Below are 16,032 nucleotides of genomic sequence, written 5' to 3'. Positions count from 1 at the left end.
CGCCCAGGAGCAGACCATGCTGGACCACTGGGCCAAGGTAGCGCCATCGCCCGCCTTCGACTATGCCTATGCCTGGGGCTCTCAACAGGGCGACACCGCGCTTGGCGACTCGCCGGCGCTGCAGGCCCTCTTCCTTCAGCATAATCAGAGCACCACCAGCGTAACTTCGACCGGCGCAACGACTCCGCCCACCAGCACGGTGCCCCCAACCACTACCGTGCCTTCGAGCAGCGATCACACTTTCTACGGCACGGGCGGCGCGGATGTGCTTCACGGCACCACCGGCGCCGATACGATGGTCGGTGGCGGCTACAACGACACCTACTATGTCAACAACGTCGGCGACAAGGTGGTGGAACTGTTGGGCGGCGGCAACGATACCGTGCTGGCATCGGTGAGTTACGCGCTGTCGGCCGGCTCGGAGATCGAGCACCTCGCCATCACGAGCAAGTCCGGCACTACGCCCATGAACCTCAAGGGAAACGGGTTCTCCCAAACCATAGACGGCAATGCCGGCAGCAACATCATCAACGGCGGTGGCGGAAAGGACGTGCTGACGGGAAATGGGGGCAAGGACTACTTTTTCTTCAATGCCGCCCTCAAGACCGGCAATGTCGACAAGATCACCGATTTTAACGTGGCACAGGACAAGATCGCGCTCGACCACCATGTGTTCACCGGCCTTCAAGCGGGCGCCCTTCCCACCTCGGCGTTCCACCAAGGCAGGGGTGCGCACGACAGTGGCGATCACATCATCTACAACAGTTCGACCGGCGCCCTGTCTTTCGACAGCGACGGCGAGGGTGGCGCACATCAGATCCAGTTTGCCACCCTGTCTCCGCATCTGTCTTTGACGGCGTCCTCGTTCATCGTAGCGTGAGCCTTGGGAAACGTCAGACCCCGATCACAAGGGTCTGACGTTTTCTTGAACACATATCGGCGGAACGAAATCGCTCCAACGCTCGTTGGTCCATCATGAGCGCTCGGGGCATCGAATTCCTGCAGAAATGGGTGGAGGATAATTTGCCACCCTATTCGAGATCCGATCCGACCCTTGCGGCGAAGCTCGCCGAGCAAGTGACGGCGGACGCCATCAAGGCGGGAATTCGCCCCGAGGAAATCTCGGAAGAAGTCGGAAGCATGTTGACCACCATGCTTGAAGTGCTCGACCAACGCGACACGAAATGATTGCGCGGCCGGTTACATTGGCAACGTCGCACGGGTCCATGGCCGACACGCCGACGGCTTCGCCGAAGAGAGTGCCACCAAGTCCTTGATCGCCAGCCAATCCAGTGGTTTGGCTCTTATCGCCTTGGTCAAACCGGGACGGTCTCGTGCTCTTTCAAGGCTCGCCTGATGATCTTGTCGAGGTCGTGAGGTTCAGCACCGTTGACTTGTATCAAGGGCCATCCATCCTGGCGCAAGCACTTGCCGATCTCCCTTGAGATATCGGCCTGCCTCAAGCCCCTGTCCACGCCGAGTTCGAACAGCAGGACCTCCAGCAGCGGTTGCTGCGCATGCCGATCCATGAGACGGCGGCGCAATGTTTCCTGCGGCGCATCGAGCTGGATAAGGAGGTCTGGTCGCGGCATGAACGCCAGGCAGTCACGAACCACGTCAATGCTTGGATTTCGCGCCAGCACAACCAGCGCGCATAAAGCCTGGATTAGGCCCTCTTCGAAAATGAAATAACCTTCCGATTGCTGCGCTTGACGCCACGACCCGCACAGCAGGGCGATATCGACCTTCATGCGCCACGACCATGTGCGGCTTCGTAGTGGGATTGACGCCAGAAGCCGCGCCGCGACACCATCCTTCGGCAGGGTCGACAGCAAGACTGGGCCGGAGGTGGCAATCTTTTTGCCAATGCGCCCAATGCCATGGCGAACTTCCGGACCGTCTTCCTGGGCCGACCCATATTCAATCAGGCGATACCCGTTCACTGTCTTCACGTTGATGTCGTATTTCGCCATCCCCTGGCAGAGGCCGCGAAGAAGTGTGGTCTTCCCTGCACCAGGCGGCCCGAACAACTCGATGATCATCACGCAATACCCAAATGTCTCCGAGCAAGCAGTCATTCGCCTGCGTATCAAAGCTTAGCCGGATTACGAGCCACACCAACGTTCATTTGAATGATCTTTCATATATGCCGGAGGCACGCGGGATTGGCCCTTGGCAAGCGTCTCAAGATCGGGGACCTCCGGGCGGACCGGCCGTTACCGAAGGGGAATTGGAGAACGTCTTCGAGGCCGGGAGCGGGAAAGCACTGTCTGATCAAGATCGAGGCATCATCCGAATGATTGATGAAAAGATTTCGGTGGCGAGTGATGGTCGACCTTCAGCTTGGTGGGGCCCTGAATGTCTTCAGCGTATTTGCAGTCTGAAGCGGTGAATGAAGATCTGCGGGTGGATTGTCGACCGACGACGACCCGCGGATGGTCAGATATTCCCGAATACGCTCTTGACGAAGGGGGACCCCTCTGGCGCCCCTATCAGCGGATGGGCGCCGGGTTTGCCGACATTCCCGTCTTCGATCACCTTAGAAACGTCGCAAGGCAATATCCCGACAAGGTCGCGATCGGCGACGGCGCCAATCGCCTGACTTATTCCGAGCTTTTCCGGGCTGTCGAGACATTGTCGCACCGTATCGCTACCGTCGTTCCCGAAGGACAGGCGGTCGGAATCCTTCAGGCCAACTCGGCCTGGTACGCCGTGGCGATACTGGCCAGTATGGCGGCCGGGCGGCCTTCGGTTCCGCTCAACATGAGAGATCCGGGCTCTCGGATCATCGAGATCGTGGATGCCGCACGGCTCGGCGCCATCATAGGCGCTGGAAATGTTCGCCTAATCGATTTGCCGCAGGAAGTCCTATGGATCGATATTGCGGCTGGCGTCGCGCCGAACGGTCAACAGGCATCACAGCAGCCACAGCTCCCTTCGGTTTCCGTCGATGCGCCCGCAATGGTGCTTTACACATCAGGTAGCACCGGACGCCCCAAGGGCATCGTCAACAGCCAACGCAGCCTGCTGTGGCGCGTCCGGCAATATGTCGACGCGTGCCATATCAACGCGGATGACGTTTTCCTGCCGCTGACCGGGCCTGCCACGATCGCCGGTTGCCGGGAGATTTTTACTGCACTGCTGACTGGCGCCACATTGCACCTTCTCGAGGTGGAGGCGGTCGGCCTCCGCGCTGTCCGCGCTCGGGTTCAAGCCGAAGGTGTGACGATCGCCTATCTTGTGCCGGCGCTGCTTCGGGCACTGTTGACCGAGGCCCCTGCTGACGCTTTCCAGTCGCTCAGAGTGGCACGGATCGGTGGCGAGAAGGTGTCGTGGACGGACATCGCCTTGCTGCGCAAAGCCGTTTCGGACCAGTGCCTGATCCAGATCGGCTACTCGTCAACCGAGACCACCGGCTCGCAATGGTTCCTGCCGCAGGATTGGCCGGAGCAAGACGCATCGATCCCCGTCGGCAGGCTGCTTTCCGGGATGGCATTCGCTATCGTCGACGATGCAGGACACGATGTCGGGACAGGCGAGAGTGGAGAGCTTCTGATCAAAAGCCCCTATGTTCTGCTTGGTCATTGGGAGAACGGCGTCGTCATTCCCGCGCGGCCGGACCCGGACGATCCCGGTGTGCGGGTCTTTGCGACGGGCGACCTCGTTCGGCTGGACGACGATGGCCTGTTGCGCATCGTCGGCCGCAAGGGGCGCCAGATCAAGATCAATGGTCGACGCGTCGAGCCCGCCGAGCTCGAACGGGTCCTGCGTTGCGCGCCTTCGGTGGCGGATGCCGTGGCAATCGTGACGCCGGCCGAGGAACTCATCGCATTCGCGGTTGCCCAGCGCTTCGCCGGGGCTGCTTTCGCCGACGAGCTTCGTCAGCTCGTCAGAACGACGTTGCCGGCGCCGCTGCGTCCCTTGCGGTTGCACACCATCGCGGAGATCCCACGCTTGCCGGGAGGTAAGGTAGACCTGGCAACGCTCACCGAAATGGATCGTACGGAGAGAAAGACCGCGCCAGCCGTCCAGCCGCCCGCTGCCCGACCGCTCCCCGCAGGAGGCCAACTGAATACAAGGCAAGTGGTGCAGCACGCGTGGATGCAGGTTCTCAACACGGGCGCTGCGGTGGGAAATTGGGATGAGGCGGGGGGAGATTCGCTGCAGCTGCTGCATTGCGTCATGGCGATCGAGAGCGCCATAGGGCAAGAGCTCGGCCTCGAGGCCTTCACCGTCGGTATGAGCTTCGACGAGATGGTTGAGGCTGTTGTCTCCGCACAGGCGGGCGAACGACACGCGAAGAAGCACCACCCTCCGGTTCTTTTCCTGTTCCCGGGGTCCGTCGGTTATGGTCCGAGCCTGGCTGCGTTCGCAGCCGCCATGGGCAAAGTCGCCCGGGTGAACCCCATTCGGTATCCTGGCCTCGCCGCGATATTGGACGGACATAACAGCCTCTCCGCCATGGCTGCCGCCGCAGTCGAGCAGATAGACCGCGCCCAGCCTGACGGCCCTGTGCGACTTCTCGGCCATTCGCTTGGTGGCGCGGTTGCGTTCGAGGTCGCGGCACGGCTTCTGGCGGCCGGTCGATCGGTAAGGTTTTTGGGTATCCTCGATACGAGCCTTCTGGACGAGCCGAGCAACCATTGGGAGACACTTACCCGCACATTCCATCGCATTCGCACCAATCGCATATCCGCCCACCGGATGGCTTGCCGAGCTCTTGCCAAGATCACCGTCGCCATGGGCTGCGAGGCGTATCTTGCCAGGATTCTCGACCGCTTTGGCAAGGGAGAGTTCAGCCCGACAAGCTTCAGAACCAAACTGGAACTGCAGGAAGTCTTGCGGGCGCGGTCTTTCTTCCAGTGGCTCGCGGCACCCAAACCGGCCCTGCCCATCTCCGGCACCTTGTTCCGATGCCGTCGGGAGGGAATGCCTCGGGCCCTGGGCTGGGAAAGCGCTCTGGCGCATTTGGACGTGGTTCCGATCATGGGCAACCACATCGACCTTGTCATAGAGCCCAATCTTGCCACCAACCGCCCGCTCATCGAGACGGCCGTCGTGCGGACCTACTCCCCGGCCGAGTCTCGCAAAAGGGAGGATCTGTCATCGACGTGATCTCACACTTCAGCAAGGACATGCTGGTGCTCGATGCTCGTGCGGAGGTCGATCGCATCGTTGACACCTTGCGCAAGCAGGTTCTTGGCACGCTCCGCCGTCGCGGGGTGGTTGTCGGCCTTTCCGGCGGCATCGACAGCTCCGTCGTCGCGACCCTGTGCACACGGGCGTTCGGCAAAGACAAGGTCTTGGGCCTGTTCATGCCGGAGCGCGATTCCTCCGGCGACTCCCTGAGACTTGGCCGCCGTGTCGCGGCACAGCTTGGCATTGAGAATATCCTGGAAGACATAGGCCCGGCAGTGGAAGCCGTCGGCGCCTACCGTCGGCAGATCGAGGCGATCCGGACCGTCGTTCCCGACTATGGGGACGGCTGGAAATGCAAGCTGGTGATCGAACCGGTTCTCGAGAGCAACGGCCTCAACATCACCCGGCTCACCGTCCAGGATCCGGAGGGCAAGGTCGACACGGTGCGTCTGTCGCCTGCCGCCTATCTGCAGATCGTCGCCGCAACCAACTATAAGCAGCGTCTGCGCAAGATGACGGAATACTACCACGCCGACCGCCTCAAATACGCGGTTGCGGGGACACCAAACCGTTTGGAGTACGACCAGGGGTTTTTCGTCAAGCAGGGCGACGGAACCGCCGACGTGATGCCGATCGTCCACCTTTACAAAACCCAGGTTTATCAGCTCGCGGAATATCTCGGGGTGGACGAGGAAATCCGCCAGCGGGCACCGACCACCGACACATTCTCCATGGCGCAAAGCCAGGAGGAGTTCTACTTCGCGCTGCCCTATCATCTGATGGATTTATGCCTCTACGGCCTAAACCATGGGATCGCCAGCGATGAGGTCGCGGCGGTTGCCGGCCTCACCGAGCCGCAGCTGCAGAAAGTCTTCAAGGACATCGACGCGAAACGGCGGGCCGCCCACTATCTTCACGCGCGGCCTTTGCTCTCCGTGGAGGATTGACCGGGAATGTGCGGCATCGCTGGAATTGTGACCCTGAACGCCGCGGCGGCTTCTCCTTCACGCGAGGCGCTGATGCGGATGGTGGGCACGCTGGCGCATCGCGGGCCGGACGAGCGCGGCCTTTACCGCGACAAGCGTGCGGGGCTGGCGCATGCCCGCCTGTCCGTCGTCGACCTTTCCAGCGGCCAGCAGCCGCTTGCGGACACAGGCGATACGACCTGGATCGTGTTCAACGGCGAGATATTCAACTATGTCGAGCTGCGGGAAAAGCTGATTGCGCTTGGCCACCGCTTCCGGACCCGCAGCGACACGGAGGTCGCGCTGCATGCGTATCGCGCATGGGGCGAAGCGGCCTTCGAGCGGATGAACGGCCAATGGGCAATCGCAATCTGGGACTCAATAGCAGGTCGTCTCGTCTTGTCGCGCGACCGGTTCGGCATTTGCCCCCTGCATTTTTGCGAGCATGCGGGCCGCCTTTATTTCGCCAGTGAAGTGAAGGCCATTTTCGCAGCCGATCCAGCCATCCCTCGCGCGTTTGATCCTGCCGGCCTCGATCAGACTTTCACGCTCTGGACTGTCGTTCCACCGCAAGGGGTATTTCAGGGAATCCACGAGCTCGTACCGGGGCATGTCCGCATCTACCAGGATGGCACCGTTCGCGAGCAGGTGTTTTGGCAGCCTTCCTACCCCGAGAATATCGGAGCGCAGCACGGCGAGTTCAGCGGGTCGTGCGATGACGCGGTGGACCGCGTGCGTGACGCCCTCGAGGCCGCGACGGCACTCCGAATGGTGCGCGCCGACGTGCCTGTCGGGTGTTACCTGTCGGGAGGACTGGACAGCTCGCTTGTGGCGACACTGGGAAGGCGCTTCGCCGGCCGACGCTTCCAGACCTTCTCCTTGCGTTTTGCCGACGCCGAATATGACGAGACCCGCTTCCAGCGCCTGGTTGCCGAAGCAACCGGCAGCGAGCACCATGAGGTGGTGGTTTCGCGCGGCGATATCGCGGCAATCTTTCCTGAGGTGATCTACCATACCGAGCGCCCGATACTGAGGACCGCCCCGGCGCCGCTGTTCCTGCTATCGAGGCTGGTGCGCGAGCGTGGCATCAAGGTCGTGCTGACCGGCGAAGGTGCCGACGAAATGTTCGCCGGCTACGACCTGTTCCGTGAAGCCAAGGTCCGCCGATTCTGGGGACGCCAGCCGGCGTCGACACGACGCTCACGCCTCCTCGAGCGTCTTTACCCGTATCTCACCCGCTCGCCGGTGCAACAGCAAGCGATGGCGCGCCAGTTCTTCGGACGCGGGATCGAGGCGCATGACGCGCCCGGCTTTGCCCATGACACGCGCTGGCGCAGCACCGGCGCCATCAAGCGCCTGTTCTCCGCGGATCTGCGCGCCGATTCCCAGCGCCGCGGCGCCGTGTCGGAGTTGCTTGGCAGTCTGCCCGCGGCGTTTTCGCGCTGGAGCCCTCTTGCGCAGGACCAGTATCTCGAGGTCCAGACGTTGATGTCGGGCTATCTGCTTTCCTCGCAGGGCGACAGGATGCTGATGGCTCACTCCGTCGAGGGGCGCTTTCCGTTCCTCGACGATGAACTTGTGAGGCTCGCGAATTCACTTCCGCCTTCCTACAAGCTGCGTGTCCTGGATGAGAAGCACGTGCTGAAACGCGTGGCGGAGCCGATCGTGCCCTCCGAGATCGTAACCCGCAAGAAGCAGCCATTCCGGGCGCCCAATGCGCTTTGCTTCGCTGACGACGCCGCACCTGAATACATTCGCGAAGCGCTTTCGGAGACGGCGATACGCAAGGCGAATGTTTTCGATCCGGCTTCGGTCACACGCCTGCTCGGCAAGTGCCAGGCCAGGACCGGTGACGGTGATCTTTCCAATGCCGACAACATGGCGCTTGTCGGCGTGCTGTCGACCCAGCTCCTGCACCAGCAGTTTGTCGCGAGCTGTCCCGGTGCAACACACGTGCGTGGGCTCAGCGTCGACGTCGACCGCGAACATCGGGAGGAGCGCTTGCATGTTGCATGATGCCGTACCCCTGCTGCATGACTACCTCGCCCACTCCGCCGGCCGGCTCGGCGACAAGGTAGCGCTGGTGTGCGGCAAGCAACGTGTCACCTATGGCGAGCTCGAGGCACGCGCCAATGCAATCGCCACGGATTTGGTCGCATCAGGGGTCGCGCGCGGCGACCGCGTGATGATCTTCGCCGACAACACGGTCGAGACGGTGGTGAGCTTCTGGGCTGTACTCAAGGCGAATGCGGTGGTGTGCATCGTCAACCCGCTGACCAAGAGCGACAAGCTTGATTATCTGCTCAACGACTGCCTACCGGCGGCGCTGATCACCGACGCGCATCTGCACTCGATCTTCCGCGAACCGGCGCGCAGCTGCCCGTCACTTCTGCGGACGATCGTTTCCGGATCGATCGATGATGACGAGCTCTCCCGATTGCCGCAAGCCATACGCTGGGACATCGCGGTCGCCGCCGGCGACGCGCCGCCGGCGCGGCGCTGCATCGATATCGATCTTGCCGCCATCATCTACACGTCCGGCTCGACGGGCGAACCCAAGGGCGTGATGCTGACGCACAGGAACATGATGACCGCGTGCGCGTCGATCGCTTCCTACCTCGAGCTTGCAGAGGACGAGGTGATCCTCAATGTCCTACCCCTCGCCTTCGATTACGGCCTGTACCAGATGGTCATGGCGTTTCGCACCGGCGCCCGGCTGGTGCTCGAACGTTCGTTCGCCTTCCCGGCGCAGGTCCTTGGGCTGATCAGGCAAGAGGGGGTTACGGGTTTCTCCGGCGTGCCGACCATCTTTGCGGCACTCTCCGAGCTCAAGTCCCTCAAGGACCAGGATTTCTCAAGCATTCGCTACGTCACGAACACCGCGGCGGCCCTGCCCCTCAAGCATATTCTCATGCTTCGGGAGCTGTTTTCGAGCGCACGCATCTATTCGATGTACGGCCTCACCGAATGCAAGCGTTGCACCTATTTGCCGCCGGAGGATCTCGCGCGAAAGCCGTTGAGCGTCGGGATCGCGATCCCGAATACGGAAATGTGGATCGTCGACGAACATGACAGAAGGGTCGGCCCCGGCGTCGTTGGCCAGCTCGTCATTCGCGGCGCGACAGTCATGAAGGGCTACTGGGGCAAGCCCGAAGCGACGGCCAGGAAGCTCAAACCCGGCCCGTTGCCCGGCGAGCAGGTCCTATATACCGGCGACTACTGCCGGATGGACGCGGAGGGCTACCTCTACTTCGTCAGCCGCGGTGACGAGATCATAAAATCGCGAGGCGAGAAGGTGGCGCCGAAGGAAGTGGAGAACGTCCTTATGGATATTCCCGGCGTCCGGGAAGCAGCGGTCATCGGTGTTCCCGACGAACTCCTTGGGCAGGCGGTTAAGGCGTTTGTCGTGATGGAGAATGGAAGAACCATCGGCGAAAAACAGCTGCAGATGGAGTGCCAGAAACGACTGGAAAACTTCATGGTTCCGAAGTCCATCGTCGTCGTGGCCAGCCTACCGATGACGGATACCGGCAAACTCAAGAAAACGGCCCTGTCATGAGGTGGGCGCGGGGACGAGGTCGCTTATTTTATTGTGTCTTACAGAGGGCGAATTCATGTTGACGATCAAAGACCGCACCGGAACCTACAGCGAGCAGATCCGCAGTTTCTTGGTTTCGAATTTCTACGTGAGCGACGTGAAGGCATTGATGAGCGACACGTCCTTGCTCGACCAGGGCATCGTCGACTCGACGGGAGTGCTTGAGATTATAGGCTTCATAGAGGAGACCTTTGGCATCATCGTCGAAGACAGCGAGCTCTTGCCTGAAAACCTCGATTCCATTCAAGGGATCGAGCAATACATCATCCGCAAGATGAATTGATTGCCGGCGTAAAGCCCAGACCGGTTCGCGCAATTGCTCTGGGTTTCCGCACGCTCATGCCTGCGACTTGGCTTGTCCCAGAACCACCCGGCCCTCGCCCGCTTCGTTCGACACAGCGCGGATGTTCTCGTATGCCTTGCCGCGCTCCAGCAGTCCCATCACCTGCCGGTCCTGGCCAAGGCCGACCTCGAAGAGCAGGGTGCCGCCAGGCCGCAAGTATCGTGGCGCGTCCTTCACCACCCGCATATGGATGCTCAGGCCGTACGGGCCGGCCGCGAACGCTTCGCGCGGCTCGAGTTCGACCAGATGCGCGCGGTCACCCTCAAGCCGCTTTTCCGAAATGTAGGGCGGATTGCAGACGATAATGTCGATCGTTCCGTCGAGCCCAAGGCCCGAGAGAGCGTCGAACAAATCGCCCTGAAGCACCGAAACGCGGTCAGCCATGCCGTGATGGGCGGCGTTACGGCGTGCCACGTCGACGCATCCATCGGTGAGGTCGCTCGCCCAGACACGTGCGGTGGGAATGTGGTGGGCGATGGCACACGCCAGATTGCCAGTGCCACAGCACATGTCGACGATGCGCGGCGCCGGCAGGTTCATTTGATGCAAAACACCAAGGGCCGTCCTGCCCAGCAATTCCGTCTCTGGCCGGGGGACGAGCGCACCGGGCGCGACGAGCAACTCAAGTCCCATGAAAATGGCGCGGCCCGTGCCATAGGCGTCGGCGACACTGAACTCTTTGCTCATGGCGAACCCGCTGGCTTAATGTTTCCAGTATAGCTGTTCGGCATTCCTGCGCCAGTCAAACCTGTGGTTGGAGAACCCCGGCAAGCTGCCAGCCGATCAGTCTTTGACACCCATGTCGAGCGCGGCAATGACGGCATTCAGGCGCTCGGGTGTTAGATCGTTCTTCAATCGCCGCAGATTGAAATCGAGGTGTTCCTTCTTGAGCATGGAGACCAGGGTGACGCCGGCCGAATTCGTTGCGAATGCGTAATCGGCGAGAAATGCGATAGCAATTTCAGTGGGACTGCCGCGGTATCCGAGGTCACCAAGAGCGACCAGTATTCCCTTGCGCGCATTGAATTTCGCGACGATTCGATTGAGGCCCGAGAATGTCCCGTGCGTTACGAACGTTCTGTGCCGGTGAACGCGCGCCTTCAACTTGGCGAGGTTTGACTCCAGCGGGGTATTGGCAATCTGCACGAACCGATAAGGCAGCGATTCCTGGAGAGCCGTCATTCCGGCCTCGAGGTCTCCCGCGACCGAGATGGCCCGGGCCTTCCCGTCCTGAATCACGCGCTCCACGGCCCGGATGATATCCTCGCGAACAAGCTCTTCGGCGGTCGGACGATGCAGTGCGAGGACATCGACATAATCCGTGCGAAGACGCCTCAGGCTTTCCTCGACACTGGATCTTATCAACGCCGCGGACAGCGGCACCTTAAAAGGCGTGGGGCGCACTCTTGAAGCATGCTGCTTAAGCGCCGGAACCGTCGCAACAGCGATCCGCGACAACGGCTTCAGCAGTCGCATGGTGGCGGAGGTCTTCGGCGGACGCATGCCAACCTTGGTGCAGACGCAGACGCTATCCCGTTTCCTGGACGCAAATTCACCCCAGATCGATTCAGCCATGCCGTCGCCGTACGAAGGCGCTACGTCGTACCAGGTCACCCCTGCTTCGTAGGCGCGTTCCAAGGTCTCGATGCCCTTGCGAACTCCGATACGAGAGCCAAGCGAAGCGCAGCCAAAGCCGATACTTGAAACCTTGCTGCCAATAGCTTCGACAAAGACCAGCTTCATGGCAAAGCCTCGTTTTTGATACCGGCATCAAGCCGCCGCTGTCTCAGTCGAATGATCTTTTTGTCTTTCTGTCAATAGACAAGAAAGAAAGCCATGAGCCCGCGCCAGTGCAAAAGGTGGCATTAAATAGCATATCTGCGCGTCTCGGATCGTGATCACGGTGACTGCATGCAGAACAGAAACGGATTCTTAGTCAGGTAAAAATTCCCACAGAAAGATAGTGGCGGGCCGGACGGTATATTTATAATTTTGATTTTATGGATTTTTTCGTGGGCCGGGACGTTCGCGAGGTTGTTATCTGTATGCCTTGGCGGCGATTTCAGCGACCGGGCCATAGTGAGCAGATCTTTGCTCTCGATCAAGGAAGCCCCGGTTCATTGTGCTAGATTTTGAACCAGCTGAAGGGCGCCTGGGAGCAAAGAATGTTCTCGCCGAGGAGGGCTATGGCTTGGCCGGATATCGCAGTTCGATGACTCCGCCTCTGATTCTTCTGTCGAATTGACAGTGTCGTGATTGAAAGCCGAACCTGGCATGGCACCAGCGCTACCTTGTCTTGAAGCAGCGATGGTCCGGGGGCTGAAGGAAAGACTGGTTTTGGGAGGAAGCATGGGCGAGGACCTATCCGGTCATCATGCCGACCGCATTCAGGCCGCGATCGCTTCGGACGCGGCGGCGAAATCCGCGCTGGTCGCGTCCTGGCGACGGTCTTCCAATTTGCACCGGCTCGATCCAACCGACTGCCGTTCCCCACGCTACCTCACGGAGACGGAGCTGGGGCAGGCCCGCCAACGTATCGAACCACTCGTCCGGGCTGCCCAATCGAGTCTGGACCGGCTCTATCTCGCGGTGGGCGGCGTCGGATGCTGCGTCCTCCTCGCCGATCGTGATGGCGTGCCCGTCGAACGGCGCGGCGCGCCTGTGGATGACGAAACGTTTCATTCCTGGGGTTTGTGGACTGGCTCCGTCTGGAACGAGCAAAGCGAGGGCACCAACGGTATCGGCACCTGCCTGGTCGAACAGCGCGCGCTGACGATCCACCGCGACCAGCATTTTCATACGCGCAATACGGGGCTCAGTTGCACCACCGCTCCGATCTACGACCACCAGGGAGATCTGGTGGCCGCGCTCGACGTGTCGTCCTGCCGCGCTGACCTGACCGAAGCTTTTGCCAACCTTATTTCGCTAGCCGTTATCGACGCGGTGCGTCGGATCGAGGCAGAGAACTTCAAAATGGCATTCCCCAAGGCCCGCATTCTGCTGGCGCAGGTGGCCGACAAAGGCTCCGGCGCACTGATCGCCGTGGATACAGACGATTTGGTGGTCGGCGCGACCCGGTCGGCTCGCCTTGCGCTTGGAATCACCCAGCAGTGCCTGGACAAGCCGATGCCGGCGGCCGATCTGCTCGGCTGGGCCGGCCCCGAAGTGCTTGCCGAGGCAGAGCGCGGTGTTCTGCAGCGGGCGCTCGCGCGGGCGGACGGAAATGTCTCCGCCGCGGCCCAGGCGCTGGGCATCAGCCGCGCGACGCTTCACCGCAAGCTCAACCGCCTGGACGTCCACAGGTCGCACTGACCATTCGAAACCTCATACGGCTGTCGCAATTCTGCGACACATCCCGCCCGCCCGCTGTCTCCGGGGCGGTGACATTGGCGGCCTAAATCGCAACTCTCTTCCGAAGCGTCGCATCCCGCGACGTCAGCTTTGGGAGGAAGACACATGAACAAGGTTGAATTCTCACGCCCGGTCAAGGCGCCTTTCGACAAGCGCTACGGCAATTTCATCGGCGGCAAATGGACCGAACCCCGCTCCGGCCGCTACTTCGAGAACCACTCCCCGGTGAACGGCCAGCTGCTGTGCGAGGTGGCGCGCTCGGATGCCCAGGACATCGAGGCGGCCCTGGATGCGGCCCATGCCGCCAAGGACGCGTGGGGACGCACCAGCGTGGCAGAGCGGTCGCTTATCCTCAACCGCATCGCCGACCGCATGGAGGAGAACCTCGATCTGCTCGCCTGCGCCGAAACCTGGGACAACGGCAAGCCGATCCGAGAAACGACCGCGGCCGACCTGCCTCTGGCCATCGACCATTTCCGGTATTTCGCTGGCGCCGTGCGCGGCCAGGAAGGCAGCCTTTCGCAGATCGACGACGACACGGTCGCCTATCATTTCCACGAGCCGCTCGGCGTGGTCGGCCAGATCATTCCCTGGAACTTCCCGCTGCTGATGGCATGCTGGAAGCTCGCGCCCGCGCTTGCGGCCGGCAACTGCGTCGTGCTGAAGCCCGCCGAGCAGACACCGGCCGCCATCCTGCTCTGGGCCGATCTTATCGGCGATCTGCTGCCGCCAGGCGTGCTCAACATCGTCAACGGCTTCGGCCTCGAGGCCGGCAAGCCGCTCGCGTCGTCGCCGCGCATCGCCAAGATCGCCTTTACCGGCGAGACCACGACGGGCCGGCTGATCATGCAGTATGCCAGCCAGAACCTCATCCCCGTCACGCTGGAGCTGGGCGGCAAGTCGCCCAACATCTTCTTCAAGGACGTCGTCGCCGAGGACGACGATTTCTTCGACAAGGCCATCGAAGGCTTCGTGATGTTCGCGCTGAACCAGGGGGAGGTCTGCACCTGCCCGAGCCGCGCGCTCATCCATGAATCGATCTACGACAGGTTCATGGAACGTGCCCTCAAGCGCGTCGAAGCGATCGTGCAGGGCGATCCGCTCGACCCGGCGACGATGATTGGCGCCCAGGCTTCGTCCGAGCAGCTTGAAAAGATCCTGTCCTACATCGACATCGGCCGCCAGGAAGGCGCCGAGGTGCTGACCGGCGGCGCCCGCAATGTTCTGCCTGGCGACCTAGCGGGCGGCTATTACGTCAAGCCGACCGTGTTCAGGGGCCACAACAAGATGCGCATCTTCCAGGAGGAGATTTTCGGACCGGTGGTTTCGGTCACGACCTTCAAGGACGACGACGAAGCGCTCAGCATTGCCAACGATACGCTCTACGGGCTCGGCGCCGGCGTCTGGACACGTGACGGCAACCGCGCCTATCGCTTCGGCCGCGCGATCCAGGCCGGCCGCGTCTGGACCAACTGCTACCACGCCTATCCCGCGCATGCGGCCTTCGGCGGCTACAAGCAGTCCGGCATCGGCCGCGAGACGCACAAGATGATGCTCGACCATTATCAGCAGACCAAGAACATGCTGGTCAGCTATAGCCCGAAGAAGCTCGGCTTCTTCTGATCGGCTGTTTGTCGCACAGGCGCGGCTCCGCGAGGGGCCGCGCCCAAGACTGGAGATCGGAAAGACCATGCACGCAAAGGTCACGGCGACGCCGGCCGCCCTCGAACTGGTCGCGGAGATCGTTGCCGAGCATGGGCCGGTGCTTTTCCACCAATCCGGCGGCTGCTGCGACGGCTCTTCGCCCATGTGCTATCCGCGCGCCGGCTTCATCGTCGGCGACCACGATGTACTGCTCGGCCACATCGAAGACGTACCCTTCTACATCGGCGCGTCGCAATTCGAGGCCTGGAAGCACACCGATCTGATCATCGACGTGGTGCCTGGCCGCGGCGGCATGTTCTCGCTCGACAATGGTCGTGAGAAGCGGTTCCTGACGCGGTCGACGATCTGCGCCGTCCAGATGTGATGTCGGTGCATCGGGCTGCTTGCCCTTTGTCCCAGTGAAAGGAACGCACCAGAAAAACAGACGCGTGGACAACCGACAGGCTGCAAGAAGCGCGTGCTTCGGTTCTCATCCTCCATCGGTTTGATCTTGCACAATGCAAAGCGCCGCTGCGCCGCTACGATCAGCATATGGTCATAAATCTGTTCGCCGGCACGATCGTCATCAGCCTGACGGTCCTCATCCATACCTTCGGTCTCATCGCGATTACCCACGCCATGGCGCACCTCGTGGCTCGCTTCCGCATGCACGGCCGTCGCAGCCGGGTGGTCGCGATGATCAGCGTCGTCATGGGGCTCTTTGCCGTTATCACAGCCGAGGTGTGGCTGTGGGCCGGCGTGTATCTTGAACTCGGCGTCTTGCCGGACTTCGAGACCGCGCTCTATTTTTCCACCATTACCTTTTCGACGGTCGGATATGGCGACGTGGTTCCCGCCCATGGCTGGCGCGTGCTGGCGGCGCTCGAGGGCGTGAACGGATTTCTGCTCATCGGCTGGTCAACCGCCTACCTGGTCGCTGCCGGAACGCGCATCGGCCCGTTCAGGGTTGGCGAGCACTTCTGACCGGACTG

At 61.5% G+C, this 16,032-nt stretch carries 14 protein-coding genes; 11 read left to right on the top strand and 3 right to left on the bottom strand.

Annotated elements, in window-relative coordinates; translation table 11 throughout:
* Positions 1–880 (top strand): calcium-binding protein (locus CK227_RS32260; RefSeq protein WP_143750389.1); only part of this gene is annotated, 880 nt, incomplete at its 5' end.
* A 95-nt stretch (positions 881–975) separates the two neighbouring features.
* Positions 976–1,188 carry a DUF768 domain-containing protein gene (locus tag CK227_RS32255; RefSeq protein ID WP_095775549.1) on the top strand — a complete coding sequence of 71 codons (213 nt, stop codon included), beginning with the start codon at positions 976–978 and terminating at the stop codon, positions 1,186–1,188.
* 128 nt (positions 1,189–1,316) lie between these two features.
* Here CK227_RS32255 and CK227_RS32250 read toward each other — a convergent pair whose 3' ends face one another.
* Positions 1,317–2,042, bottom strand: a complete 726-nt coding sequence (locus CK227_RS32250) for an AAA family ATPase (RefSeq protein WP_095775548.1) — start codon at positions 2,040–2,042, stop codon at positions 1,317–1,319.
* Positions 2,043–2,358: 316 nt separating this feature from the next.
* On the opposite strand from CK227_RS32250, the gene CK227_RS32245 reads away from it, so the two are divergent.
* Genes CK227_RS32245 through CK227_RS32225 form a run of 5 tightly spaced genes read left to right on the top strand, consistent with a single transcriptional unit; the run spans position 2,359 to position 9,985 of the window.
* Positions 2,359–5,115 carry an AMP-binding protein gene (locus CK227_RS32245; RefSeq protein ID WP_095775547.1) on the top strand — a complete coding sequence of 919 codons (2,757 nt, stop codon included), beginning with the start codon at positions 2,359–2,361 and terminating at the stop codon, positions 5,113–5,115.
* Entirely contained in the window at positions 5,112–6,086 is a 975-nt protein-coding gene (gene nadE, locus CK227_RS32240) for an NAD(+) synthase (protein WP_095775546.1), read from the top strand. The genes CK227_RS32245 and nadE overlap by 4 nt, the downstream gene beginning before the upstream one ends.
* A 6-nt stretch (positions 6,087–6,092) precedes the next feature.
* On the top strand, positions 6,093–8,120 hold the full coding sequence (gene asnB, locus CK227_RS32235) for an asparagine synthase (glutamine-hydrolyzing) (RefSeq protein ID WP_095775545.1): 2,028 nt from the start codon (positions 6,093–6,095) through the stop codon (positions 8,118–8,120).
* Entirely contained in the window at positions 8,110–9,663 is a 1,554-nt protein-coding gene (locus tag CK227_RS32230; protein ID WP_179296553.1) for an AMP-binding protein, read from the top strand. The genes asnB and CK227_RS32230 overlap by 11 nt, the downstream gene beginning before the upstream one ends.
* 55 nt (positions 9,664–9,718) lie before the next feature.
* Complete coding sequence (locus CK227_RS32225; RefSeq protein WP_095775544.1) at positions 9,719–9,985, top strand: acyl carrier protein; 267 nt, start codon at positions 9,719–9,721, stop codon at positions 9,983–9,985.
* 54 nt (positions 9,986–10,039) lie between these two features.
* Here the strand turns inward: CK227_RS32225 and CK227_RS32220 are convergent, their stop codons facing one another.
* Together CK227_RS32220 and CK227_RS32215 are read right to left on the bottom strand one after the other, a co-directional pair.
* Entirely contained in the window at positions 10,040–10,732 is a 693-nt protein-coding gene (locus CK227_RS32220; RefSeq protein ID WP_095775543.1) for a class I SAM-dependent methyltransferase, read from the bottom strand.
* A gap of 96 nt (positions 10,733–10,828) precedes the next feature.
* A complete protein-coding gene (locus tag CK227_RS32215; RefSeq protein WP_095775542.1) occupies positions 10,829–11,788 on the bottom strand; it encodes an aldo/keto reductase in 960 nt (319 codons plus the stop codon).
* 606 nt (positions 11,789–12,394) lie between these two features.
* Between CK227_RS32215 and CK227_RS32210 the strand changes: the two genes are divergently transcribed.
* From CK227_RS32210 to CK227_RS32195, 4 genes are all read left to right on the top strand, one after another.
* Positions 12,395–13,357: a helix-turn-helix domain-containing protein gene (locus tag CK227_RS32210; RefSeq protein WP_095775541.1), complete on the top strand. Its 963-nt coding sequence runs from the start codon at positions 12,395–12,397 to the stop codon at positions 13,355–13,357.
* Positions 13,358–13,501: 144 nt separating this feature from the next.
* Positions 13,502–15,019 carry an aldehyde dehydrogenase gene (adh, locus tag CK227_RS32205; RefSeq protein WP_095775540.1) on the top strand — a complete coding sequence of 506 codons (1,518 nt, stop codon included), beginning with the start codon at positions 13,502–13,504 and terminating at the stop codon, positions 15,017–15,019.
* Positions 15,020–15,086: 67 nt separating this feature from the next.
* Positions 15,087–15,425 (top strand): DUF779 domain-containing protein, encoded by a 339-nt coding sequence (locus CK227_RS32200; RefSeq protein ID WP_095775539.1) that lies wholly within the window; start codon positions 15,087–15,089, stop codon positions 15,423–15,425.
* Positions 15,426–15,592: 167 nt separating this feature from the next.
* Entirely contained in the window at positions 15,593–16,024 is a 432-nt protein-coding gene (locus tag CK227_RS32195) for a potassium channel family protein (protein ID WP_095775538.1), read from the top strand.
* Positions 16,025–16,032: the final 8 nt, after the last annotated feature.

The organism is Mesorhizobium sp. WSM4308 (genome assembly GCF_002294905.1).
GTDB lineage: Bacteria > Pseudomonadota > Alphaproteobacteria > Rhizobiales > Rhizobiaceae > Mesorhizobium.
This window is presented reverse-complemented; position numbering and strand designations above follow the sequence as displayed.